Source organism: Sphingobacterium sp. WOUb80, assembly GCF_050058145.1.
Lineage (GTDB): Bacteria > Bacteroidota > Bacteroidia > Sphingobacteriales > Sphingobacteriaceae > Sphingobacterium.
In genome coordinates this window covers 1,335,900-1,362,746 of the sequence record NZ_CP165617.1, presented here as the reverse complement: position 1 = coordinate 1,362,746, position 26,847 = coordinate 1,335,900, and the positions used below count along the sequence as shown (strand labels likewise).

The window sequence follows — 26,847 nt, the reverse complement described above, 5'->3', positions numbered from 1 at the left end:
CGAAGCAGGTACGAATCGGGTTTATACTTTTGTAACCACTGTCCGATACAGCTCCATACCTTCATGGCTGATAACCTGACACAGCACATCTGAACCACTGATCGAAAAATAGAAGAAACCATACTGGTCTTTCGCAAAACTACTATACGGCAAGTCAGTTTTGACCGGTGTTACCTCGGATCCTGCCCCCGAAATAAACTGATGAAACTTCTTACCCTCTACTTTCAAATGTTGCAGGGAATGCTCATGTCCGGAAAGATAAATATCGACGCCTCGTTTTTCAAAGATAGGTTCCAAAACCTTTCGCACAGCCAGCGTATCATAATTCGTCGTACGCGGTCCTGCCGTATACAAGGGATGATGGCCGACGACAATTTTCCAATGTGCATCCGAATTTCCCATTAGCTCATCCAGCCAGGCGAGCTGTTTCTCGGGCTGTTGCCCTGCCACATGTGGCCCATACTCGCTGTTGCTATAAAATTCAGGGATCATCGGGTTGGTATCGATAAAAGCCATCAGTACCTTTTTCCCATCCTTGAGCTCAAATGTCTTGCTGTAATAACGCGAAGGCATCTTCCAGCGCCTGCTGATACCGCTATAGCGCACCTGCGCATCTGGATCTGATTTATAATCATGATTACCCAAGATAGGATACCAGTCCCATTGCAGCGAAAATGCTGTATAGATATTTTCGAAGGAATAATGCCAAAGGGGATCATGTTCACTGACCACACCCGAAGGGTAAAAATTATCACCGGTGGAAATAATAAAGTCATTAGAATGCTGATCGGCCCATTGGCCCATTTGCCTTGCTACAGCCAACTGATGGTCGGCACCGTTACGCCCCCAGTCTCCGACAGCCAAAAAATGAAGGTCAAAGGCATCTTTAGGCTTCAAGAGTCGCTGTATATCTTCACTCTCTAGTTGGGTCGGTTTTACAGATCCAAAGCTACTGAGCGAAAATCCGCCTAGGCCGGCTGTAATCGCCGTACCCAGGGAATTTTTCATAAAAGTTCTGCGTTTCATAAATCGTTTCTAATAACCCGGATTCTGCTTCCAGTGTGTGTTTACATTTAAGACTGTTGTTGGCACCGGAAAGATGCGACGAAACTTCTCGCTCATGCCAGCCGGATACAGCGATCGGAATCCCCAGTTATCTTCAAATTTGCCGTAACGGATCAAGTCATTTCTACGCCAGGATTCATCGGCAAACTCTCGTGCACGCTCATCCAATACATCCTGTAAGCTTGGGGCGACTGTCATTGCCGGTGCATTGACATACGATCGAATCTGATTGACTAGGGATTGGGGCGTCTGACCGTTGGTCGCGGTAGCACCACGAAGTATAGCTTCAGCTTTCATCAGTAGAATATCCGCATAGCGAAATACAGGAACATCATTGCTCTGATTGCGTTGATTGGCCGACGTTACTGCAACATCCATATAAAATTTAATGGAACGGTATCCCATCGAACGGCCCTTCTGGTCGTTTCCTGCATTCAACGTGGCCGCACCATCGGGACGCAAAGTAATCTCCCTGGTGGTTTCGAGCTGCCAGTCAAACTGCACATCAGCATCAGCACCTTTATAATCTTGGTCTATACCACGTTTGGAGGTCTTGATCATGAAAGGACGCTTTTTGTCCTCAACATAATTTGACCAATAATATTGTTTGCCACCGATGTAAGATGCATTGCGCTCGTCGCCATCTAAATTAAACTTGTCCAAATAGGTGGGCAATACGCGAAAGGTCCCGCCTACACTTTGAGGTAATGATGCAAACTGGTTTTGTCCACTGCGGTGAATCCAGAACCGGGCATAGGTCATGCCCTGCTGTTTTTCACGGTCATAGGGCACAGCGAAGATAAAATCCTTCACTTGGTAGCCATTGTCTGGACGGAATTTCTCCATAAACTTATGGCTAGTCAAATTAAATTGACCTGAAGCAATGATCGAATCACACATTGCTACCACCGCATTTAACTTCTCATTTGGCATGGATGGTGTGTAATTAGTGACATCAGCCGTCGTATATACATTCCAGTTGAGATACAGTTTGGCCAATAAAGCCTCAGCCATATACTTCGTTGCTTTCCCGTAAGTTGCCACCGAAACTGTTGTTGGCAGCAAATCTTTTACAGCCAATAATTCGGACTCGATAAAACGGCAGATATCGGCGCGGTCCGTTCGCGCAGGCACAGCGTCGATCGGACCTGTGATTAATGGGGCTGCCCCAAAATTGTCCATCAATATAAAATAATAGTAAGCACGAATAGCTCGCGCAGGCGCCGTAAACTGTTCTTTATCCGATCCAAATAGCGTGATGGCGTTATTGGCTAATGTGATTCCTGTAGACGCCCCGTTCCAGATGCTCGGTAGCATTCCGTTATCCGCAGTCCAGTTGTGCACATGGAATTCACGGTAACGTCCACCATCGTAGTAGTCGGTACCAATAGCCACGCTGACAGCCTCATCGGCCGACAAAGTCTGTATCATCCAATGATCACGACCTAAAGCCTCACGATAGGCAGCATACACATCAGCCAAAATGGCTTCGGCAGCACGTTCAGTGTTTGGAAACTCCGTATGTTGTGATTTTATATCAACGTCCAAGTCAGTACAAGAAACTTGCGAAATGGCCAGGGCCGACAACGCAAATAAGTGGATAATAAGTTTTGATTTCATATGTATATAATGTCTCATTTGTATTTATCTCTTTAGATTCATAAATGCTTTTTGTTTATCTCATGAACCTGCTAAGTTCATGATGCCCTTTAATCGGAAATACCCAATTTTCACAGTAGCATCTATACATTTACGGAAACGGCAGGTTCATCCAATACCTAATCCGCTATAAATTAAAGTTAAGTCCAAACATAAATGTACGTGTACGTGGATAGGTCTGACGGTTGTCGATTCCCGGTGTCAGTCCGCCGAGCCCTACCTCCGGATCAATACCCTTATATTTCGTTAAGACAAACACATTGTTCATCGTCGCATAAACACGTAAGTTTTTAACAGGAATATTTTTTACCGGAATATGGTAGGCTAAGGTCACATAAGCTAGCCGCAAAAAACTTCCGTTCTCTAAATACCGATCTGATAGATAATGAGCATTGATATCCGTCATGCGCTCTGTCTCCAACACGCTGGCAAGTAGATTTTTCTGCCCTGCATTCCCGACCACATTCGAATGGCGTGCTCGAGTGGCGTTCAGAATCTTTTGACCAAAACTTCCCTGAAACATGCCCGTCAATGAAAGACCTTTGTAAGACAAATCATTACTCCACCCGAGAGTCAACTTGGGTTGAGGACTCCCTGTGACTACCTGATCTTTCTTCTGCGGCGTAGTTGTCGTCTCGCCAGTTCTCTCACCGGTTTTGCTATCATGAGCGTAAAAGATCGAGATACCCTTATCGTTGTACCCCGCCCATTCCCATGTATAGAATTGTCCTATGGGAGCTCCCGGAGTCAAACGCTGCTGAAATAAATTACTTTGTCCTGCCCCACCAAGATCCGAAAGCTCAATATAATCCTTAGTAAACTGCTCATTGGCGATACTGGCAACCTTGTTCGTATTGTGTGACAAAACCAGTCCGGTATTCCATTTAAAAAACGGTTTGTCTATCGCTTTCGCATTCATCGTCAGCTCTATTCCACGATTTTCAATTTCCCCAACATTTGCTGTCAAGACTGGATAAATGTACTTTGATTGACTGACTTGATAGTCATAGATCAGGTCGCTTGTCTTCTTTTTATACACTTCTAACGATCCTGTCAGACGATTATTTAAAACACTGAAATCCATTCCTAGATTGACCATGCTGGTCGTCTCCCATTTGAGATTAGGATTACTGTTGCGCAGGACTTGCAGCGTACGTAAAGGACTGATGAGGCCAGCCGCACTTACATAATCAAAAAACTTAGAAGATGCCCCTTGTACGCTCTGCGCGGTAAAAGCATCGAAGCCGAGCGAATTACCACTCACACCATATCCTGCGCGGAGCTTGAGGTCATCAAAAATACCCATTTCACGGATAAAAGATTCATCAGATAGTCTCCATGCTGCAGAAACAGAAGGGAAAGTCGCCCAACGATTGTTCGTACCAAAGGCCGACGAGCCATCACGTCTTACAGTTGCCTGCAGCAAGTATTTACTATTGTAAGCATAATTCACACGCCCATAGACCGATATCATACGCAAAGTAGACAAATAATAATTCCCAAATCCGAGTAGATCAACTACATTGGCCATTCCCGGGTTATAGTAACTTAGATCATCGTTGTAATAATCCGACGTTGTTAACTGGAAACCGTCATTATTATTATTCTCTTCCCAGGAGTAGCCGGCCAGCGCAGACAACTTATGTTTTCCAGCAAATGTCTTTTCATAATTTAAGTTCATTTCCATCACCTTGCGTTCGTCTTCCACTGCAGCACGAATGGATTTCCCATTTTGGTTGCGGGCCGCCATTGACAAACTTGAATAGTATTGTGCATTGTTAAACTGTCTGTTCTGTAGAGACAGGTCAATGTTATATGTCAGTCCATTTAGGATTTCATAGCCCAACTTGGCATGTGCCTGAATGACTTTATTCTTGGAGAAATTTGTATTTTCTTCAATCAGTGAAAGCGGATTAGCGTACTGGGAGCGGTCTGATTTTTCAAACCAGGACCCATCGGTATTTTTGATCGGTGACACAGGCAAATAATAATACATGGCATCATATACACTGAGCCCGTCACTTAAAGCAAGTACGTCATGTTGTTTGGTGATACTGGCATTGATGTTGAATGAAGCTGTCAGGCGGTTGTTGAGTGCCTTTGTCTGCAAAAATGCACGGGCGATTTGGCGCCCCATATCAGTGCCTTTGATGACTCCATTATTTTTTATGGTATTGAGACTAATACTGTACTGAGTTTGGTCGCCACCCCCGAGAATAGAAATATTATGATTGTTGGATATCCCTGTTCGCTCCACGGCACGCTCCCAGTTGGTATCTGCGCCTAAGTCGTCGGTAGGTTCCATCGAAAAGCCATTGTCATTGACATACGATCGATATTGCGCTGCATTCATCATCTTATAATGCTTAGCAACCTTGTCGATCGCCAAATAGCCATTATAATTGATGCTGGTTTGTCCTGATTTCCCGCGCTTCGTTGTGACAATAATAACACCATTAGCGGCTTTGGAACCATAAATAGCGGTTGCTGAGGCGTCTCGAAGCACATCAATAGATGCGATATCATCTGGGGCCACCAATGCCAGGGAAGCTCCGGGTACCCCATCGATCACATAGTAAGGTTCCATAGCTTCACCGCTGCGCAATGTTGATGCACCTCTTAGACTGATAGAAGGCGTAGCATTGGGATTACTGTTATTTGTCGAAATCGTTAGCCCCGCAACTTTACCCTGCAGCATCTGCGCTGGTGAGGTAAATACCCCTACATTGGCGTCTTCGGCTTTAACCGTCGTGATGGAGCTTGTCACATCTTTTCTTGATACGCGACCGTAACCGATGACTACTTCATCCAGTTTAACTGAACTCTGCTGAAGCTTAACGCTTAGCGATAAAGGCTTTCTTGCTTCGACGACATAACCCGATAGTGTATCGGACTGAAATCCTACAGCCGAAAACACAAATTGATAGCCTGCATGTTCCACTAAATCCTGGAATTGGAATAGTCCCTGACTATTTGTACTTGTGGTCACACGCTGGTTGCCGTTGACCTGAATTGCCTTCACGCTGACACCCGGGAGAAATTCCCCCTTTTCATTTTGTACCGCTCCTTTCACCTGCTGCTGCGCATACGCCTGGGAAAGCCCGGCAGAAAGCAGCGCAAAAATAAGCAGATTCTTTTTTCGTGAATTTGTTTTTCTGAGCATATCTGTTAGTTGTTTAGATGTTCGATAATGGAATCTTCTTGTTTGTAAAGGGTATAACTGCCGTCCTCATTCGCGACAAAGCGCAATTCATTGATTAAGCAGATTGTGGTCAGGATATCTTTCAGATTGTCCTTGCGCACATCAATTTCACCCGTGTAATGAATCTCGGCTATATTTTGATCGCCAATATGGATATGATGCTTAAATGCGGTCTCCAAAGCACGGAGTACAGCAGGCATAGGTGTATTTTTCAAATTTAATAAGTCAGCCGCAGCCAAATCTGACGTTTTCGCTGTTGCTTCCTTGCGAAGCCCGTCCACTTGGGTCAGTCCCGACTTATCCACACGCAGCTTTTGGCCCGGACCATTCAAAAAAACTTGCTTAAAACCATTTGTCAATGAGGATACAAGCACCTTACCCGTATGAAGTGCTACGGTTACAGCTTGATTCCTCAATTGGGTACTGATGGTAAAGGAGGTACCGAGAGCGGTTGTTTTAGTCCCTGCGGCAATCACCGAAAATGGACGTTTAGGATCAGACGCTACATCAAAGTAAGCTCTACCGACAAGTTCAATATCACGGGCATTTTCAGTAAAATCCTTCATATAACGAATGTGGCTCAGCCCAAATAAGCGAACATGAGACCCATCAGGCAGATCGAGCAGCACACTTTGTCGGTTTTTATTTTCGATCAATGTCCAGCCGGTATCTTTCAAAGTCGCAGGCTTTGCCACGACAGTTACTTTACTGGCTGGTGGCAACAACTTGTCTTTTGTCCACCAGGTAATAAAATGGAAGGAAAAGAAGAAGAGAACCGCCGCGGCCGCGGTATAACGGAGATATCGTATCGTTTTATATTTACCGAGCAACTTGCGCTCACGGCACTTCTCTTGATCCTCAATTGCGGTTTGGACTAGTAGTTTCATCTCTTCGCTAGGGACGCTTCCTTCTAGATCGGTAGCTTCATATTTTTTCCAGTCTTCATCCTTAAACAGTTCGTCGACCAAAAAAGGCATTTTCCAGATCGTCTTACGGATCTGATTCTTCTTTTTATCATGCTTCATACTCCTATTACGCAGGCCAGCACGACATCCCTTACTACTTAATAATTATTTAATAATAGAACCTAATCCTTAACATGGAGGACTTACAGCATAATCGAATAAAGGTGTTGTTTGAGCTGAAGAAGTGCCTTACTGATATGCTGTTCCACGGTTTTTGTAGAGATAGAAAAATGCGCCGCTATCTCTTTATGGGAAAGTCCTTCTTTGCGGCTCAGTTCAAAAACCTTTCGGCGCATGGTTGGCATATTTTGGATATCTTTTTCCATCATCCGTAAAATGTCCTTGCTTTCGATCGCACGAATCAGACTATCTGTAAAGGGGGTGGCTGCAGTTTGACCTTCATATTTGAAACGCGTAGCTTCCTTGCGCAGGAGATCTATCATGACCTGTCTCGCCATACCGAATAACTGCACCAGAATACCCAGTTCTTCATCGAGCTTTTCCCGTTGGTTCCACAGTTTGATAAAGGTCAATTGGGTAACTTCTTGTGCAATATAATCTGATTGCGTACGCTTCTGTACGAAACCGTAGATCTGACGATGATACTTTTCGTAGACAATATTAAAACTTTTCTGATTGGAAGATTTGATAGGCTGAATGTGTTCCATTGCACCGTCAAAAATAAAGGCATAAGATTTACTCCATATTAAGTTAATATCAATATTGGATAAACAAATTCAAACAGCAATTCTCAAACTATAATTCAGCACTTTCCTCCAAGACCTCTCTACAGCTGAAATTTTAATTATAAAACAAGGAGAAATCTCCCTATAATTGCAGTCGCAAATATTTCATTATGGAATGAAATTATTCGCTCTGATACCATGTAACGACCGCAACAGCACAATGACATGACCGTATCAAATCAATAATCACGGGAAAACAGCAATACAATGAAAAGAAATATCCTTTTAATTTTGACCAGCTTTGTCTTAACTGTAAATATCGCCCTTTGTCAACAAAAGGACGTGGACTTTAGCAAAGCATATATTGCGCAAAACGACGGCAAGACGACCGTTGAAATCAATGAGGCGCAAGAACTCGTCTACATTATCTTTGCGATGACAGATTTTGGAAAGGAAAACCCGAACATGACCAAGCAAAACACCACCTATTTTGAGGAAGTTAAGAAGCATTTCTCCCCTTTTTCCAGTCTACCTATCGTCAAGAAATTTGATCAGCAATTGCGGGAAAATCTAACCAACTATTTTCTTTTGGCGGCCAATGCTTATGGCTTTAGGTTTAAAAACGAAGAATTAGTACCTACAAACATCTATATTTTTCCGGCAAAAGGAGTGGGAAATTATCAGATCAAATCAAACCCCATTCCGGGGTACAAAAAAGAACTGGAAGAATTTGCAAGAAAAACTGGCTACCGTACGTTCTACAAACAGCATCAGGCTTACTATGACAGCCTTCGTACAGCCTACGAGGAATATGCTTCCATTGCTGAACAGAAAGAATGGTTAGAAAAAAGATTCGATTATAAAATCAACAGCTATCGCGTACTGACCTCCCCCTTGATTGCCGGAATGAATGCGACCCACACCTTCAAGTACAGAGGATTCAAAGAAATATTACTTTTTCTGCCAACCCTTCGTGACGATGAATCCTGGAGCCCAAAATTTAAAAAAGCGATCAATACCCGCATTATTTTCACAGAAATCGACCATAATTATGTAGGCCCGCTCAGTGAAAAGAATAAAAAACAAATTGATACGATATTCAATAATCGGGAAATCTGGGTAGATGCGGAGAACAAAAGTACCGTCCATTATCCGAGTCCGGTCAAAGTGTTCGATGAATATTTAACCTGGGGGCTTTTCATCTTGTACTGTTACGACAAGTTTGGAGAAGATCATGATCTTTTTGGGCAGATTGTCGAAAACGTAAACGACATGATGGTCAACAAAAAGGGATTCCCCAAAGCGGACGAATTTAATGCCGAATTATTCCGTCTCTATAAAGACGATACCAGTAAAGATATTCAGAGCTTATACAAGCCGCTTTTGGATTGGTGCGAAAAAGAAAATTAGTACTATTCCGATAATATTTGGTATATTAAAGCTGAGAAGGAAACAAGCCGCCAGAAATGTGAATGTATACGACCAGAAGGAATTAGCATAGCATAAGGGGATGATCGTCGAGATACATTTAAACACGTTAGGTACAAAGAAACAATGATAAACATAAGAATTACCGGTTCTGGCAGTTATATTCCAAACAATAAGATCGCCAATACACATTTTAAAGATCATTCTTTTCTGGATGAGAGCGGGGCTCCATTTGGCCAGTCGGCTTCTGTCATTGAGAAATTCAAAGCGATCACCGGAATTGAGGAACGCCGCTATGCCGATCGTGATCAAGTTGCATCAGACCTAGCTTTCTTGGCTGGAGCGCGCGCTATTGAAGATGCCGGTATTGACCCAGAGACATTGAATTACATTATTGTTGCCCACAACTATGGTGATGTTCAACATGGTAAAATCCAGTCCGACACCGTACCTAGTCTAGCGACAAGGGTAAAGAAAAAATTAGCAATTCGTAATCCAAAATGTGTGGCTTATGACCTCCTATTTGGCTGTCCTGGCTGGAATGAGGGAATATTGCAGGCCAATGCTTTTATCAAATCAGGTATGGCAACCCGATGTTTGGTCATCGGCGCAGAAACGCTGTCACGTGTTGTAGATCCCTACGATAGAGATTCCATGATCTACGCAGACGGTGCCGGTGCTGTAATCGTCGAAGCAACAGCGGAAAACCGCGGATTACTCTCTTTTGAGAGCGCAACTTATGCGCTGGATGAAGCCGATTATCTTAATTTCGGCAGCTCCTATCATCAGGAGGAAAACCCAGCTACCCGATATATCAAAATGAAAGGACGCAAGATCTATGAATTTGCCCTGAATAAAGTTCCACTGGCCATGCAGTCCTGCCTTGAAAAGGCCGATATTGATATCTCGGCAATCAAAAAAATCCTGATTCACCAAGCCAATGAAAAGATGGATGAGGCCATTCTAATGAGATTCTATGCGCTTTACGGCAAGACTCCTCCTGTTGATATCATGCCCATGACCATTCATACCTTAGGAAATAGCAGTGTGGCAACTATTCCAACCCTTTATGACCTTGTGGCACATGGCAAAATCGACAACCAGTCAATAAACGAAGGTGATATTATCCTATTCGCTTCCGTGGGTGCTGGCATGAACATCAATGCTTTCACTTATCGTGTCTAAGGCTAATTTTTATCAATATTTCATAGGTGCAAAACGAATTTTAAGCCTGCTTAATAGGTTGTTGCATATTAAATACAGATAAAAAACATCAAAACACTTTATAAATCAATAATTTATAATTACATTTGATTAATAATCGGCTCCGCCTTTGCTTATCTGAAATTGTCAAGTCATTCTTTTCGGCTCAGTTTTCGCATTTTCAGAAGCTACTTTTGTTATCAAATAATAGGTGCTGTACCCTTTTTGAACTTGAATAAAACCAAGCCCATTAAATTACAAACATCATTTCTTGTCAACAAATCGATTTAATAATATAATGATCGCTATTTCATTATAATTATTTATTATTGAATACTTTAATATAATATAGAATACAATGCAAGAAGGAACAGTAAAATTCTTTAACCAAACCAAGGGTTTTGGTTTTATTACACCTGCCGGTGGCGGTGACGACATTTTCGTACACGTATCAGGTTTGATCAATGAAGTGCGTGAGAATGACAGCGTAACATTTGATGTAGAAAACGGAAAAAAAGGCATTAATGCAGTTAATGTACGTATCGCATAATTAAGTAAACACACAAGAAGATACAGTTGTATCTTCTTGCAGAGTGTAACGGTTACCCGTTACACTTTTTTTATCCATTCCATAGCGAAGCCCTGCCAAAATCGCACTGTTTACCAATCAGGGATATTGAAAACTTTTACAGTCCGGCCAACATTACTTCTTCCTGCCGCAGAAAATATGGAGTACTATCTTTAAATCTCCCACCCTTCCTTGAATACTTTTTGATGATACTGTCGACCACCTCCGAAGTCAGTTCGTGCCCTTCTAGCGTAGGAAAGCCCTCCCAACGTACAATACCCTCAGGATCCAATAAAATACAATGTGGAATACCCTGTACTTCAAGCTGTTTTTTCAAACGGGCTTTCGTGTCTATTGCCGAGAAATAGTCGATCTTGATTTCCTTGGCTTTTTTAACAACTTCTGCCTTTTCATCCGAAACTCCGATGATCACAAGTTTATCGCCATACTTTTTATGCCATTCGTTCAATTCAGGAATCACTCTCCGGCATGGCCCACACCAGGTTGCCCAGAAATCAATCAGCACAAATTTACCTTTTGTCTCGGGTACATCAGACAGCCATTGCTCCACCTCCAGCTTGGGAGCCTTTTGGTTCAGGATGGATTTTGCCCACAATTTTTTATTATTGTTGCTTTCCTGCGCATGGCCGACAAAGCAAGTCAGACAAAACGATAACAGCGCAAAAGCCTTTATGATTAATTTTACGTTCATGAAATAAATTGTTTAGTTCTCCTAATTTATGGTTTTTTTTCAACAATTTTCTGATTCATTCATACCGGACATCGATTTTATAAAAGCACAAAACCAGTAACCATTGCACAAAACCAATCATAAACTTTTAATCAATATAACACACACAAACAACTGTATATAAACAACTAATCCATATATAAAAAACATAAAAACAACTTTCCATTTGCTGTACGGCTCATGTTTTCGATAAAGGAACTATCTATATCCAGCTAAAAAAATAACATCAGACATAACACCATAAATTGGTTCTAGCATCCGACAGCTAGGCAAAAACCCTCATAACTTCACAGACACCAAAAGCAATTAAAGCGAAAGAAGGCGCACAGCAAGTAAAACAACAAAAAGCGAGACAAATACCATCGGTTACACAAAGTTTCGTCAGAAGTCTTAAAAACACCTAAAAAAGCCACTATAAACCAAACCAGGATCATCCTATTCCTTTTTGAGCCAATTGCGCACGGCGACTACCGCCTCCAGCTTCCCCAATCTCAGCACCCATTCGCCGCTCATATTCGTCTCAACAGGAACTGACAAACTGACATATAAGCAAATTTTTATAACAATAATTCAATATAAATTAACTATTTAACATAAATAAATTAAATATATAATTTAATAAAAATATTGAGGATCGGTTTTACCAAAAAATACTCAATTCCTAAAGATGTAGATATACTTCAAAAAAATTTTAACAGTGTGCTTGGATAGCATAAAAAATAAACACAAAAGGCCAAGAAATCTCTTGGCCTAATGCAACATATTATTTGGGGTGTTTTCGTAGCTCTCTACTTAGCAAAAATGCTGCCGAAAATAAATACGCTACTCAGAATTTTATTTTTTTCCTAAAACACCGGTATTATACAACAAAAAATACACGATAGCAACATCATTTATCTACGCAGCCTGGGTGAGTAAAATTCCTATAGCCGCAAACCAAAATGCTCGCTGAGCGCTGTCCGTGCAGCATGATAACCGCACATGCCGTGCACGCCACCGCCCGGAGGCGTAGATGACGAACAGAGGTAAATATGCTCTATGGAAGTGCGGTATGGATTTAAGGCCAGCACAGGGCGGCTGTACAACTGCGAAATATCCATTACTCCACCATTGATATCCCCGCCAATGTAATTGGGATTATAAGCTTCTAGCTTCGCCGGCGAAAAGCTGTGTTTTGCTAGAATAGTATCTTTAAATCCGGGCGCAAATCGCTCAACCTGATTTTCAATAGCTTCGGTATAATCGATATCGCTTCCATTAGGCACATGGCAGTATGCCCAGCCTGTGTGTTTGCCCTCAGGTGCTCTTCCCGGGTCGAATGCACTCTGCTGTGCAAACAAAACAAATGGCTTGTCGACCTGTTTTCCTAAATGACTCAAACGCTCGCTTTCCGCAATCTCCGCATAGGTATTTCCGAGATGTACGGTCGCTGCTTCCTGACAGCGGAAGTCCTTAAACGGCGTCATCTCGGACAAGGCCCAATCGACTTTAAACACCCCCATTCCCTGCCTGTAGCCCTCAAGCCTTTTGCGGTAACGCCCCCCAAGCGCTATTCCTTTCAGCTGCAACAGCTGCCTTGGGGTCATATCACAGAAAAGCACCTTATGATAAGGCAGATCGCGCACATCTTCGACCCAACAGCCCGTTTGCACCTCCCCGCCCAACGATTGATAATAACGCAGCAGTGCATTGGCAATGGATTGCGAGCCCCCCACTGGGATTTGCCAGCCGTACTTATTGCCCACGGCAGACAACACGATCGCAATCGCTGAGGTCGTCCAGTTTGTCAGAGGCTGAATACCGTGTGCTGCCATACCTGCCCATAGTGCTTTCGCCTGCTCAGTAGCGAAGCGTCCTGCCGTCCAGCTTGCAGGCTGCAAGGCTTCAAGCCCAAACGAAGCCAACATTAAGGGATGTTTCGGAAGGGATAATGGCCCCATTATATCGAGAGCAAGCTCATCCCAATGGGCAACGACCTTTTCAACCAGCTTACGGTAACGCCCTCCATCAGCTCCCAGTCCTCTCTCTGTTTCGGCAAGGCTGTGATAGAGGATTGCGGACTCCCTATCCTCCAACGGATGTGCCGCTGCATAGCGGGGCTTAACAAAAGATAGTCCAAACGCCTCCAGAGGCAGACTTCTGAAAAACGGCGAAGCCATAGCCATCGGGTGAATCGCCGAACAGACATCGTGCTGAAAACCCGAAAGCGTAAGTTCTTTTGTGCGCATGCCGCCGCCGATCGTATCGGCACCTTCCAGCAGCAGGGTACTTAGCCCTTGCTGCTGGAAGGTAATCGCCGCTGCCAGACCATTTGGTCCCGAGCCAATAATAATTGCATCAAATTTTCGCATATACTGGATTTTTACCATTCCTAGTCACAACCTGTATTGGGCTGTTCCTTTTTTGAACCCTTCGATGAAGTGGAGTCCGATTGCTCTTTGCCAGCTTCTTTTTTCTTGCCCGCCGATCCGCAAGCGATTGTAAATGTCGTTAAAACAAATGCCAAAAGTCCAAGATTGATTATTTTTTTCATAGCATATCTATTTAGTTTAGCTTTATACTCTTTCATATAATTTCACACGCTTCCACACTCCCCACCACTTTTCCTAATGCACCATCCATCTGTTAACTGCGTTTTATGCAAGCTTTCAAGGTCGGATGCAAAAGACTTATATCGTTCGTTCATCATATCGCTCGTTCATCAACAAAATATTCGCGGTAGCGCTGCTTAAGCTCCTGACGCTGCGTGCTATCCAATTTTATTTTTGGATCTATCTGCGACACCACGGTGGAAACAACCTTATGGACTCCTTTACCTTTTTCAATAAACAGCACCGTCGGTGAAGATATCCGTTTGATAGAATCAATGCCAACTGCTGTATAAGGATTCAGGATAGTATGAAATTTGGCCAAAATAGCCTCGTAGCCTGGACTTCCGACTTTGGTCGTGATGACTTTACCCGCTTTATCCTTCTCCTTCAGATCCCGTATATCGTGAATATTGAGGTAATAAATCGTCGCTTTTTCCTCCTGCGCAAATTCCAGCAAAGGTGTTATGGCATTGCGGAACCAGGGACAGCTCGGCCAGCCAAAAAGGACGATTCCATTTTCAATCTCCAACACATCCTGTTCCGTCGCATAAACAATACGCGCATTATCCGGAATCTGCACCGGTACTTTATTGGTCTTATTCAGACTTTCGAGTTCCTGTTTAAAACGGACGGCTTCTTCTTTCTTGATCAAAATCTGACTGTTTTTTACAGCCTCTTTGGTATCCTGTCTGGATTGACAGTTTGTGATATTGAGCAGCACGCAGATCGCTAAAAGCATACTAGCTATTAATTTTAAGTCTTTCATCTCGCATTGGGGTTTAATACTGATATATTCTTGTTAATTCACGGCTGACTTATACCCTTTGATATGCTCGCCAACATCCCATACGTGGGCTTTTGGAACCGATTCATGAATCAGGCTGCTGGCTATGGCCGAACGATAGCCCGAAGCACAATGAACGACAATGGTCTTATCCAGAGGCAGCTCCGAAATATGCTGTTTTAATTCGGCCAGAGGAATATTATGTGCTCCACTGAATACCGGTCCCACCTTGGCCTCCTCTGCTGTACGCACATCCACAATAAAATACTCCTGCGGTGAACGGTCGAAAGCAGCTTGATCAAAGTCTTCCGACTGCTGCGCAGCAAAATCCCCAAAGAGTACAACAGCTTTCACAAACTGCTCATAGCCTATTTTAGCAATCTTTTCAAGCTGCAGCTGCCCCTGTTCTTTGGTATCGACCAACAGATAAAAACTGTCTTTGGGCTCGATAAGTGTCCCTATCCAGGATTCGGATTTACTTCGTTCAGGGATATTGATGGCCCCTGGAAAATGGGACTGCCTGAATGCTGCTGCCGAACGTGTATCGACTAGCGCTGTGGATGAAACAGATACATCAGCAGCTCCAATCAGTGGAATGGCCGCCAGAGAAGCCGATAAGGCTGCGGCACCTTTGCGATTCAATTCCACATTGTATGGAAAGTAAGCTGGTATAGGTGGCTGGTCATTCAGAATCTGTCGTACAAAAGCCTCTTCGGACTGCTGCTGAAAAGCAAAATTCTGCGTTCTTTCGGCACCAATGGTACTTTGCTTAGCTCCTTTGAGGGCATTCCCACAGAGAGAGCCCGCGCCATGCGCGGGATACAATACCACCTGATCATCCAGTTTAGCGTAAACATCCTGAACGGTATGGTAGAGCTGATGGGCCAATTTTTCGCGCTGCGTAGCTTGCTCTCCCGAATATTCCCGCAGATCGGGCCTGCCCACGCCACCGATCAATACCGCATCCCCCGAAAAGATAGCGGCATCGCGGCCATCCGCTTTCAGCAGCACCGAAATACTATCGGGGGAATGTCCCGGTGTATTGACCGCCTTCAATACCACCCGATCCGAAATCTTCAGGGTATTGCCATCGTCAAAAGTCTGATGCGGATAGGCCGCCCTCACCAGTTTACTCACATAAATGGTGGCATCATGATCCCGATGGATTTCCAGGTGGGAACTCACAAAATCGGCATGAGGATGGGTCTCCACGACGGCAACAATTTTCGCTCCTTGCTCCCTTGCATAATTGTAATAAGGCCGCGGATCGCGCGCAGGATCTACGAGCACAATTTTCCGGTCAACCAATATAGCGTACGAAAAGTGGGCCAAGCCTTCATCTTCAAACTGCTTAACGCTGTAGCCCGCCACATTTTTAGCGGTATTTCCAAAGCAGGATACGCTCTGTCCGGCTGAAGCAAGCGTTAATAGGATAGCAGAGCGATGGATAAATAATCTTCTATTCATGATAACATGTATTTTTGAGACAATCAATAGGTAAAGAGTGTATTTTTCATATACCATTCCTTACCGGCGAGATAAGATTCCTTGACACGGTCAAGGGTAATTTCAAGGTTGTTTCCACTGGCATCTAGCCCTTTCAGCTTGATCTGTTCAGCAGTTGGCCGTTCGTACGCCCATTTCAGGATATGCAGACTATCGCCCTTTGCTTTTCCATAAAGGGCTTTCAGGCCTACATCCATTTTTTCATCCAATTGTTTTCGCTGTTCCTTGCTGAATTTTTGATTTTTATCGATGAGATACAAGCTTTGGTCCGCCGAGTCTATTTCATAGTACAGGTAACTCTTTCCCCCGGCGCGACCCGTAAATTCATAGGTTTTGAGCACATCATTCAAGGCCGGGGTTCCATTGCCAAGATCAATAGCATTGGCTTTATTAACCTTATAGACCAATGTCGAATAACGCTCAAAAAATGCCTCATGCCAGCGTACCGAATCCACAGGTGAGTACGGCTGGGACTTCCCATTCAATAGAAAACTTGAAACCTCATAATGTCCGGCGGCATGCGCCAGGCCAGGCAGCACAGGCTCCTTAAGACGGCCTTCATCATAAAATCGTTCATATCGATAATAGCCATATACAAATATGAATAGCACGACAATCGTTGCCTTGGCCCCAAAGTACAGGGGCTTGTTCCACTTTTTCAGAAATCCCGGCACATAATAGTAGGTACTGACAGGCTCACGCAGAATAAAGAGTTTCCAGATCGCAGGCAGGTATTGCAGCAGCAGAAATAGGGAAAGCAGCACAAAGTATGAACTATAAACATGTACTGCACCATCATAAGCAATGTTGGCATGGGCAATATTAAAAAGAACGCCTGCATTGATAATGGCACCTACTACCACCGTCGGCCGAAAGAAAAGCAAGCTTCCAGCAGCAATCTCCAGAAAACCCAGAAATATCTCGTATTTATAAGATACACCCACAATCTGCCAATACAGTTTAAAGGGTGCATATTCACCGAGGTCGGTATTTAAATTGGCCAGTGATGGAAATGGCATTTGCATCGGAAAGAATTTGATAAATCCAAATGCAATCAGCCCCAGCGCAATACGGTAGCGTACCAATACCCGTAACCAGTAGTATAACGCATCGTATTGTTTCACCTTGCTATTTCGTGCCAATATCGTCCAAATGGAAGCGCCAAGTACCGCGATCAAACCATTCAGCCACCAGGAGGTATAGGATGCAAATCCCCATTTACCGCTCTCGGTATCAATTTCTATCCAACCGGTACGCGACCCGCCCGCGATAGAAGCCATAAAATCATATAATGAATCGGGTTTAAAAACTTTTTCGTACCATTCCCAGTCCAGGGGTACGACCATAAGGATAAAGAAAATAAAGGTAAATCTAAATCCCACCTTCTCCCAGTATTTCCAGTCCTGGTCCTTGTCAGATATGTGTACCTCTTTGCTGTACACTCTCTCCAGTTGTTGTATCGTTGCCATAAGTTTTCGCTAAATTTGAATGGTTAATAAATACGGATCGGTTTTCTACGCCCCTCGTGCAGCAGATATTTCTTGTTTATTTTTTCGAGCCGCACATGAAAGGAGTCACCTCGCTGATTAACTCCATCAAGCAACAAGGTCCGTTTATCCGTCCGGCGGAGAACAAAGGAAAATGTGTGGTCCCGATTGACCTTCCCCCTGAGCTTAATAGTCGTCTGCTGCTTTTCGGCACCTTTTTTTTGGCTGTAGCCAAAAAATTCACGACCACCGTTGCCCAGGTATTCGTAGTTGCGCTCCCTGTTGAAGGCAATACGTGGTCTTAGACTGTCGACCTTGACAGGACGATTTCCACGGATACTGATGGTGTTCCATTTTTCAAAAACCACATCCTTCCAGCGTATGCTATCTGTAAGCGAATAAGCCAGGGTATCTCCTTTCCAGACAAAATCTTTCACGTTGTATACACCTGCAGCGTCGTCGAGCCCTTTCTCTTCTGGAAATGGATAATTGGAGTTCTTCCAGCTCAAATAAGCCTGTACGCTAAATACCGCTATCAGTAACAAAAACAACGCCTGCAGATAGGGACGCACAGCAGCGATCTTTGAACCATATACTGGCCAGAATCCGTCAGGGATCGTTGCCGTCTTTCTGATCAGCAACTTGTAAAAGCGAGGCCAGTCGTAGGAGAAAATGACAATTGCCAACAACAATAGAAAAGAGCTGTATACTTGCTCACCGATCTCGTACACATAGTTAACGATGACCACATTGAGCAGTACCGCAATCAGAAGACCCGAACCGATCACTGCAGTGCGACGGTTCAGCAAAAATAGACCACCCAGGATCTCAAGCGCACCAATAACAGGCAAATAGCCGGCCGTAGCGATACCATTGGTTAGGTAATAGAGCTTCCAGAGCAGCAGGTCACCGTATTCGGTATGCAGCTCGCTGATCGTTGGTTCGGGTAATTGTATCGGAATAATTTTGACCAGACCAATAAAGATGATCGCCAGCGCGAGACGATAGCGCAGCAGCACACGGAGCCAGTAAAAGACTGTTTCATCATCTACACGGAACGCCTGCTTGAGTTTGCGCCCAAAAATCAGAAAAAGCAACAGAGCCAGTCCGAGTGCGATAGCCCAATTGTAATAGCCGCGTACGTCTGGGCCTACCAATGGACTCTCAGGAATAAAAGAGCTGCGATAGGTTGCCAGTGCAAACCAGTTTTCCAGCGACAGCAAATCTCCAAACGAAGTATCTTTGAAAAGATTGGGGTCATAAGGGATACTGAGCACCAGGAAAAAGATCAAGCCTATATACAGTATATTCGAGCGCTGACGCTGAAAAAAATGAGATTCTGTTAATGTTGTCATTTCAATACATTTTAATAGAAAAAAAAAGGAATTGATCCTATTAATCTAAACCTGGATTTTGCTGCAGATCCGGATCGATGGAAACCTGCGCGTAAGGGATCGGAAGCAATAATCTGTTGACAGAGGAAATACTGAGCACTTGCTGCGCACGGCCTGTTCGCAAAAGATCATACCAGCGATGGTTTTCCAGGGCAAATTCTACCCGATTCTCCTGTTCGATTGCCTGGAGCAGATCGGTTGCCCCAAGCCCTTGTACAGGCTTCACTCCAGCACGGACACGTATGGCATTTAAATCGGCTAAGCTCGCGGTCAGATCGCCGGAACCATTACGTTGTGCGAGCGCTTCGGCACGGATTAAATAAAGTTCAGCGGTCCGAATCAGAAAGACGGGATCGGTCCGGTCGGTCCGATAATAGAGGTTTCCGATCAGGATATTGGGATCTGTTGATGAGGATGTTTTAGACACCAGCGCTGACCGGTCGCCACCGACAGCCGGATCTATCAGCAGGTCGTAAATATCCTGCGAGGGCCTGATCCAGGCTGTCCCTCCATTGCTGCCCGACAACCACTGACTAGCCTGGCCGCTGGTGTTATTGATATCGTAAACCAGTTCGAACACCGATTCTTTCGTGTTAGATGTATTGTTTGCGTAAAACGAACGATAGGGAGTAACCAAGCTGTAATTGGTATTATCATCGAGGATATATGACGCGTATTTGATTGCTTCGGACCAATTCTTTTGATAGAGATAAAATCTGGCCAGCAATGCCCGGGCTGTTTTCTTGGTGGCCCGGACACGGTTTGTCTCATTGGGCAGCAGCTGCTCTGCTTTTTGCAGATCCTGCAACACCTGTGCATAAGTATCCGTGAGCGAGCTCCTTTTTACCTGCGGCAAGCTGCTGGCTGAAGTCGTCGGCTGCAGAACAATCTGCACACCGCCCCAGGTCCTGGCGAGATCAAAATAAGCAAGCGCACGGACAAAATAGGCCTCCCCAACCAGCTGGTTCCGATAAGCTTCTGTAAATGTGGTCGTCAGTGCCAGATTGGGCACTTTTGTAATGACATGATTGGTGCGGTTAATGGTGGCATAGATCTGATTCCAGGCAGTAGCCAGCACGGCCAAATCTGATTTGACTGTATGATTGGTCAAGGTCTGATGAACGGTCTGACTACCCCGGTATACAATATTGTCTGCCGAAAAGAATCCCAGCAACTGAAAGCTATAGCCGTAGTAATCGTTGGACCGAAGAGCAGAATAGATACCACGGACAGCAGTTGCTGCCGAACCCGCATCGACAATGGTCACTTCATCGGAGACTGAATTTTTGGGCTCCACCTCCAAAAAAGAGCTGCAGCTGCTCAGCTGGAAGATAAGAAGAGGATAAAGGAAATATAACAATTTTTTCATGAGCTTTAGAAATTAGGATTAAGTTTATAAAGTGACATTTAAGCCAAGCTGAAACGTACGGGGCTGTGGCGGCGTTCCAAAGGACCCTATCCCCTGCGCATTTGGATTGCTGGTTACATTCGATTCGGGATCGCCAGTATATTTGCTCCAGACAAAGAGGTTTGATCCTACAAAATAAACACGTGCTGCAGTCAGCCGGGCCCGCTCCACTAGTTCTTTCGGCAGTTTATAGCCAAAAGACAATTGTCTCAATTTTAAGAAAGAGGCATCTTCGAGATAACGGCTATTGGCATCAATCGTATAGTTGAGTCCTTCCGAAGTCAGACGAGGCACGTCTGTATTATCCCCGGGCTGTTGCCATCTGTTCAGCACATTTTGGAAAACACCCCCGCTGCTTGGGTTACGTTCCCTGAAATAGCGATTGAGGTTGACAGCATAGTTGCCATATTGAAAACTGAAGTCGACGCCGAGGTCAAAGTTTTTATAGGTAAACGTGTTGCCGATGCCACCGTAAAATTTGGGATAAGCATTGCGAAAAACCTTGCGTGCCGAGGTTGGCAGCGAACCATCGCTGAGCTGCCCATCAAACACCGCATTTCCATTCTGTGGATCGACATACAGCTGTTCATAAAGCCAAAACGAATTGAGGGAATAACCTTCCTTCAGAATCACCCAATCGCGGGTATACTGGGTAATTTGGGTTGGTAATTTCTCGATTTTATTTTTATTGCCCGATATATTGAAGCTCGTGTTCCAGGAAAAATCTTTTGTTTTTACATTGAGCGAATTGATCAATAGCTCATAGCCCTTATTACTGATCTCCCCTACATTTGCCCAGTATTTGGAAAACCCCGAACTCCCGACGATCGGCCGTTCGAGCAACAGATCGGATGTATATTTATGATAAAGATCTATGGTGACGGACAAGCGATTTTTGAACAGCGCCAAGTCTAATCCGAGATCCGCCTGGGCTGTCTTTTCCCAACGCAGATCCGCATTCCCCAGCTGAAAAGGCCCCGTACTTGGTAGGACTTTGCCATAGCTATCTACATACTTTTCATTGCCCGACCATAAGCCTCTGGCCGCAAAGTTGCTGATGCCCGCCTGATTACCTGTCAATCCATAGGAAGCCCTTATTTTCAAGTCACTCAACCAGCTTTGATCTGCCAGAAATGCTTCCTGACTGATCCGCCAACCTGCCGAGAACGCAGGGAAATAACCCCATCGATTGTTGGCTCCAAATTTGGACGATCCATCCGCGCGTAAGGTCGCCTCCGCAAAGTAACGATCTGCATAATTATATCCTACCCGCTCAAAAAAGGACGCAATGGTATATTTGGTCCAGTTGTCGGACGCGAGGATATTGGCAGCAGAAGAGATCTGTTTGAAGGAGTCATTGGCAAAACCATTCCCTTCCAGGTATTTGTAATCGAGTACATTACTCTGAAAGGTGTTTCCCAAAATTGCGTTGAGGCTATGCTTTCCAAACGTATTTTGATACGAAAGGGTCTGCTCATTGATCCAGGTTCCATTTCTTGATATGCCCGAGGTCGCCTGATTGTTATTGGCAATACCAATACTGGTTTTACTGTTCCAATATTGCGATTCGTCATATACATTGTAGTCAGCACTGAAACTCGATTTAAATTTCAGTCCTTTCACAATATCGATTTCAGCAAAAGCACTTCCGACATAACGCAGGCTGGTGGTATTCACATCATAGTTGTCTACGAGCGTGTAGGTATTATCCGTCCCATTGAGCGATCCGTCGGTATTGAAAATTGGTACATTGGTCGCCGAGGAAACCGCAGAGTTGAAAAGACTTACCTGTGGACCGTCACCGGTACGGGCCTGATTGCGGTAGGTTCTCGAAAAATTGTTCGTCAGGCCAATTTTTACGCGACTATTGATCTGATGGTCAAAATTAAATTTGACATTGGTCCGTGAAAAATCGATCACCTTGATAAAGGCCTCCTGCCCTGTATAACCGGCACCGATGTAAAACCTGGATTTGTCTCCACCACCCTGGATGCCGATATTGTAATCCTGGAGCTTACCGTGGCGCAGCAGAAATCCCAGACGGTCATAGGTAGGCTGATCTTCGGGATTTCCTTTGCCACCCTCCGAAACCGGACGGTAAGGCCGGTTGGCAAAAGTCTGTTTTAGGGCAGGGTTGTCCAGTCCCGAGTTTATCCACCACTCATTGGCCAGCGTTGCCGTTTCGGGTCCTGTAGCCAGTTTGGGCAACAAAGATTTATTGGCCTCGGCCCATCCCCCCTGGAGATTGAGGTCAATTTTGGTGCGGCTGCCGTAGCTGCCTTTTTTCGTTGTGATAATGATCACACCATTGGCACCCCGGGAACCATAGATTGCCGTAGCCGATGCGTCTTTTAGCACTTCGATTGATTCGATATCAGCGGGATTAATATCGGTGAGCGGTGAACTCGTCCTTCCGCCCAGACCTATATTTTGAAGTGAGGTATTGTTTAAGAATACGCCATCAACGATATACAGCGGATCGCTGCTGGAATTGATGGAGGTTGTTCCACGCACACGCAGAAAGATGCTCTCTCCGGGGACACCGGAGTTTGTAGAAACCTGCACTCCGGCAAGTTTTCCCTGCAGCTGCGCATCGAAACTGGCTACCGGAATCTTATTTACTTCAGAGGCTTCGATCTTGGCGACCGCGCCAGTTAAGTTTCTTTTTTTCTGTGTTCCGTAGCCGACGACTACCACTTCATCCAAATCAGACACGCTAGGCTGCAGCAAAATCTGAATCTGCGCTTGCCGCGCCGTAATCTTCCGGCCCTTATAACCCAAAAATGAAGTTGAAAAAGTCAGGGGAAGCCGTTGCCCCGTGACGAATTGAAATCTTCCCGACGCATCGGTCTTTACATGGTGCGTAACACCTTCGAGCTGTATTGTAACGCCTTCAATGGGCTGATTGGTGATAGAATCCAATACAACACCTTTTAAGGTTGCGTTAATAATCGGCTCGGATTGCTGCGAAAATACAGGCAATAGCAAACCATGTGACAAAAAAATTGTCACGGCGTACTTCCATACGCTATTTTTCATAGGTAAAATTTTAACAGTGAATATTTACAAGTGCCAACGCCAATTGATTACTTGTCAGAAAAGCTACATGTTGAGGAAAGAAATATCCCCCTCTTATCCGCAGCTACACATTCGCATGTTTAAATCAGAGAAATAGGATTTGTAAGAGAGCTGACTTGCTCTGGGGTTAGAAAGAATAGAATAAAGTTTGCAGTTCATAAATAACAAATTAAGTTAAACATTATGATAATTACTCATGGAAGAGGCAGCTATTTCAAGCTTGTCTTCTAGGTTGATGAACAAATATAGTAAATCATTAAATAAAATCTATAAGATTAGTAGATTTTATTTTAAATAATGTATTTATTCGCTTCTGAACGGCCAAGTTGATGATTATTGAAAAATTTGATCCCATAAAGATTATGGCCTAAATTGTAAATTGATGCAAAATAAACACCGAAATCGGAACAAAATACAAGATTAATTATTTATTTTTAGTCAAATAACCAAACCATGTTCGTGACAGTACCTAAAATAGCATTGGCCTTAAAAACGCACAAAAAAGAACTTTTTACGACTTACCTGTTAGCCCTATTATGGACCTGCTGCACGATATGCAGTGCAAAGGAAGCCGAGAAAACAATTTTGACGGGAAAGATTGCGCATTATGATTCCGCGGTTCCTTTTAGCATGGTACTCCATCGGCTGGGACTCTCTTCCCTCACGATTTATCCCAAAGTCAATGATAAAGGCGATTTCTATGCGGAGATCGATTTAGATATACCCACGCAAATCTGGATAACATATCGAACAAATTTCAGCGTGGTACTTCATCCCCGAGACAGCTTATGGGTAGCATTTGATGGCAACACCAATCAGCGGACAACACTCCTTTCCACAATCCAGTTTGCCGGAACCGCAGCAGTCACCAATACACATATTGCACAATTTCAGCGCCTTTACTATGCTAGTGAACTGTCCGACCACAATAAAAATTATCAGGCCGTAAAAAATTACGACCCTGTCCAATACATGCGATTTAATGATAGCATAAGGCAAAAGGGCAAAGCTCTATATCAACGAAAAACTGAATGCCCTCGGCAGGAAAGATTCAGATTGGTTCATTACACCAAGTGGTGAGCTCTTGGTCCCGAAGGCGATCGCTGACTCAGTCGTGTTGCACAGCATCGTCGATTTCGTTTCCGATCCGCTATTGCGGGAGATTATGATCAGCCATCACTTTTCAAAAGCTTTTCAAAAGCAGGATATTAAACCCTACGAAAAATTCCATGCTATACGAACCAAATATATCAAATCCCCCTATCTGCGGAATCTCCTGCAACAGGAATACCTCACCACGAAGTCTAGGGTCGAGCACCCCGAATTAAATAGCAGGGCCATTTTTAAAGAAATGCAGTCTTCCCCCGTCAAAGGGATCATGGATGACATCTTACTCTCTAACAAACGTAAAGTAATCTATATTGATTTTTGGGCAACCTGGTGCGCACCATGTTTAAGCGAGTTTCCCAATTCCAAACAGATCGAGGCCTACTTCCACAACAAAGACGTTTCGTTTGTCTACCTGTGTCTTGACTCAGATTTCGATAAGTACAAGGCTACGATCAGCAGGTATGATCTTGGCGGACAGCATTATTTTCTATCAGCAAAACAAAGTAGTGCTATTCGAGAACTATTCAACGCCAATGGCATACCATTTTATATATTGATCGACAAGGACGGTAGGATTCTGGAAACAGGAAACCATCTCCGGCCACTATCCGTCAAAGATCAAATCAACAAATTGATCCAATAGCAATAGATTGCTCTTTCTGCCTCTATTAACTGCACTTAGGATAGCATAGACACGTAGGTCCTCTGTATCTTTTTGTTTGTTTTTATTGTCGCGGGATAAAGTAAGTATTGTTTTAAATAAAACTGTAGACCCCGTTTTTCCAACCCAATATTTTGTCAGAATCCGCGCCAAGCCATTTTTTCAGTAGTGTGGCATAGACTTTCCTGAAATCTTCCGTATACCGAAGATCACCTTCATTGAGCTGGCTCAGATCAGGTAAATCGTTGAGCAGTCCCTGCTGTTTCAAACCGCCCGATATAAAGAAGAGCTGATTGGCTGTTCCATGATCGGTACCATTGCTTGCATTTTGTGCCACCCGGCGGCCAAATTCTGAAAAGGTCATGAGCATCACATCCTGAAAAAGGCCATTTTTCTTCAGGTCATCCACAAAACTCTTGACGGCATCATTTATGGTACCAAACAGGCTCTCCTGACGCTGCCGTTGATTGATATGGGTATCAAAACTGCCTATCTGGAGGTAATATACCTGTGTATTGATATCTGACCTAATGAGCGAAGCAATCGTTTTAAAGTCCTTTCCGAGTGCCGAATCTGGGTATAGAGCCGCTGTTTTCTTCGCCTTACTCTGCTCAAAAATATAGTCAGCATTGTTCATGGTCTCCCCCAGCGTTTGATAGAGATAGCTTACGGTTTCCTCCTCATGCTGCTGCTGATGCTCTTGAAAGAGTGTATTAAAATACTCTTCACGGCTGGTCTGATATAGCTTTTTGGGATCTTTAAATGCGAAAGCCTTTTTCTGTTTTCCCTTAAGGGCAAGGCTCAGCATATCATTCACTTCAAGAGCCTGCGTAGGGTGACTGCAGTCGTAACAGGCCGCATCGAGATACCTTCCTATCCAACCGCTTTCCAGATATTCATCGCTCCTGCTCGCACTGTGCCAGATATCCATGCTGCGGAAGTGTGATTTATCCGGATTGGGATAGCCCACATTATTGAGCACAGCCAAGTCACCACGATCAAAAAGTTCCTTAAAAAAAGGTAAAGCCGGATTTATTCCAGACTCATCGGTGAGATACAGCGCATTGTCGACCGCAATTGTCTGCCGCTCTCTAAAATAGATATCGTTCCGTGTGGGAATAATTGTGTTGAGCCCATCATTGCCACCACTCAGCTGCAAAACAACCAATATTTTATTCCGTCTTTCCAAGGCATCTGGCGAGGTCATCCCCTTTAGAAAATTAGGCAGCAAGAGGGATGCTGTTGCAAGTGAACCTACTTTCAGGAATTCACGTCTTTTGATGATCATGACCGTTCTTTTA

The 26,847-nt window shown here is 44.2% G+C and carries 20 protein-coding genes; 5 read left to right on the top strand and 15 right to left on the bottom strand.

Annotated features, from left to right (window positions below; genetic code table 11):
• Positions 1–21: 21 nt before the first annotated feature.
• The 5 genes from AB1Z56_RS05300 to AB1Z56_RS05280 form a co-directional block, all read right to left on the bottom strand.
• Positions 22–1,026 carry a metallophosphoesterase gene (locus AB1Z56_RS05300; RefSeq protein ID WP_309360670.1) on the bottom strand — a complete coding sequence of 335 codons (1,005 nt, stop codon included), beginning with the start codon at positions 1,024–1,026 and terminating at the stop codon, positions 22–24.
• Between the two features lie 9 nt (positions 1,027–1,035).
• The gene (locus tag AB1Z56_RS05295; RefSeq protein WP_309360673.1) at positions 1,036–2,685 is read right to left on the bottom strand and encodes a RagB/SusD family nutrient uptake outer membrane protein; all 1,650 of its coding nucleotides are present in this window, start codon (positions 2,683–2,685) and stop codon (positions 1,036–1,038) included.
• A gap of 166 nt (positions 2,686–2,851) precedes the next feature.
• Positions 2,852–5,887, bottom strand: a complete 3,036-nt coding sequence (locus AB1Z56_RS05290) for a SusC/RagA family TonB-linked outer membrane protein (protein WP_309360675.1) — start codon at positions 5,885–5,887, stop codon at positions 2,852–2,854.
• 5 nt (positions 5,888–5,892) lie between these two features.
• Positions 5,893–6,951 (bottom strand): FecR family protein, encoded by a 1,059-nt coding sequence (locus tag AB1Z56_RS05285; RefSeq protein ID WP_309360677.1) that lies wholly within the window; start codon positions 6,949–6,951, stop codon positions 5,893–5,895.
• Between the two features lie 83 nt (positions 6,952–7,034).
• Positions 7,035–7,559, bottom strand: a complete 525-nt coding sequence (locus AB1Z56_RS05280) for an RNA polymerase sigma factor (protein ID WP_309360679.1) — start codon at positions 7,557–7,559, stop codon at positions 7,035–7,037.
• Between the two features lie 285 nt (positions 7,560–7,844).
• Here AB1Z56_RS05280 and AB1Z56_RS05275 point away from each other — a divergent pair, with 285 nt between their 5' ends.
• The 3 genes from AB1Z56_RS05275 to AB1Z56_RS05265 all read left to right on the top strand — a co-directional run bounded on the left by AB1Z56_RS05275 (position 7,845) and on the right by AB1Z56_RS05265 (position 10,758).
• Positions 7,845–8,987 carry a DUF4932 domain-containing protein gene (locus AB1Z56_RS05275; RefSeq protein ID WP_309360680.1) on the top strand — a complete coding sequence of 381 codons (1,143 nt, stop codon included), beginning with the start codon at positions 7,845–7,847 and terminating at the stop codon, positions 8,985–8,987.
• Positions 8,988–9,131: 144 nt separating this feature from the next.
• Positions 9,132–10,190, top strand: a complete 1,059-nt coding sequence (locus AB1Z56_RS05270) for a 3-oxoacyl-ACP synthase III family protein (RefSeq protein ID WP_309360682.1) — start codon at positions 9,132–9,134, stop codon at positions 10,188–10,190.
• Between the two features lie 376 nt (positions 10,191–10,566).
• Positions 10,567–10,758 (top strand): cold-shock protein, encoded by a 192-nt coding sequence (locus AB1Z56_RS05265; protein ID WP_309360684.1) that lies wholly within the window; start codon positions 10,567–10,569, stop codon positions 10,756–10,758.
• Between the two features lie 136 nt (positions 10,759–10,894).
• On the opposite strand, the gene AB1Z56_RS05260 is transcribed toward AB1Z56_RS05265, so the two are convergent.
• From AB1Z56_RS05260 to AB1Z56_RS05220, 9 genes are all read right to left on the bottom strand, one after another.
• A complete protein-coding gene (locus AB1Z56_RS05260; protein ID WP_309360686.1) occupies positions 10,895–11,488 on the bottom strand; it encodes a TlpA family protein disulfide reductase in 594 nt (197 codons plus the stop codon).
• 962 nt (positions 11,489–12,450) lie between these two features.
• Positions 12,451–13,878, bottom strand: a complete 1,428-nt coding sequence (locus AB1Z56_RS05255; protein ID WP_426792382.1) for a phytoene desaturase family protein — start codon at positions 13,876–13,878, stop codon at positions 12,451–12,453.
• A gap of 20 nt (positions 13,879–13,898) precedes the next feature.
• Positions 13,899–14,060 (bottom strand): hypothetical protein, encoded by a 162-nt coding sequence (locus tag AB1Z56_RS05250; RefSeq protein ID WP_426791348.1) that lies wholly within the window; start codon positions 14,058–14,060, stop codon positions 13,899–13,901.
• Between the two features lie 152 nt (positions 14,061–14,212).
• Positions 14,213–14,884, bottom strand: a complete 672-nt coding sequence (locus AB1Z56_RS05245; protein ID WP_313263481.1) for a hypothetical protein — start codon at positions 14,882–14,884, stop codon at positions 14,213–14,215.
• Positions 14,885–14,917: 33 nt separating this feature from the next.
• Positions 14,918–16,369, bottom strand: coding sequence for a rhodanese-like domain-containing protein (locus AB1Z56_RS05240; RefSeq protein WP_426791347.1), 1,452 nt, complete (start codon positions 16,367–16,369; stop codon positions 14,918–14,920).
• A 23-nt stretch (positions 16,370–16,392) separates the two neighbouring features.
• Positions 16,393–17,877, bottom strand: coding sequence for a hypothetical protein (locus AB1Z56_RS05235; RefSeq protein WP_426791346.1), 1,485 nt, complete (start codon positions 17,875–17,877; stop codon positions 16,393–16,395).
• 23 nt (positions 17,878–17,900) lie between these two features.
• The gene (locus AB1Z56_RS05230; protein ID WP_426791345.1) at positions 17,901–19,250 is read right to left on the bottom strand and encodes a beta-carotene 15,15'-monooxygenase; all 1,350 of its coding nucleotides are present in this window, start codon (positions 19,248–19,250) and stop codon (positions 17,901–17,903) included.
• A gap of 40 nt (positions 19,251–19,290) precedes the next feature.
• Complete coding sequence (locus AB1Z56_RS05225; protein WP_426791344.1) at positions 19,291–20,658, bottom strand: RagB/SusD family nutrient uptake outer membrane protein; 1,368 nt, start codon at positions 20,656–20,658, stop codon at positions 19,291–19,293.
• Positions 20,659–20,682: 24 nt separating this feature from the next.
• Positions 20,683–23,736, bottom strand: a complete 3,054-nt coding sequence (locus tag AB1Z56_RS05220; protein WP_426791343.1) for a SusC/RagA family TonB-linked outer membrane protein — start codon at positions 23,734–23,736, stop codon at positions 20,683–20,685.
• Positions 23,737–24,228: 492 nt separating this feature from the next.
• Between AB1Z56_RS05220 and AB1Z56_RS05215 the strand changes: the two genes are divergently transcribed.
• Positions 24,229–24,855 carry a hypothetical protein gene (locus AB1Z56_RS05215; protein ID WP_426791342.1) on the top strand — a complete coding sequence of 209 codons (627 nt, stop codon included), beginning with the start codon at positions 24,229–24,231 and terminating at the stop codon, positions 24,853–24,855.
• A gap of 4 nt (positions 24,856–24,859) precedes the next feature.
• On the top strand, positions 24,860–25,528 hold the full coding sequence (locus tag AB1Z56_RS05210) for a TlpA family protein disulfide reductase (RefSeq protein WP_426791341.1): 669 nt from the start codon (positions 24,860–24,862) through the stop codon (positions 25,526–25,528).
• Positions 25,529–25,640: 112 nt separating this feature from the next.
• Here AB1Z56_RS05210 and AB1Z56_RS05205 read toward each other — a convergent pair whose 3' ends face one another.
• Positions 25,641–26,834 carry a DUF1501 domain-containing protein gene (locus AB1Z56_RS05205; protein ID WP_313263488.1) on the bottom strand — a complete coding sequence of 398 codons (1,194 nt, stop codon included), beginning with the start codon at positions 26,832–26,834 and terminating at the stop codon, positions 25,641–25,643.
• Positions 26,835–26,847 lie beyond the last annotated feature (13 nt).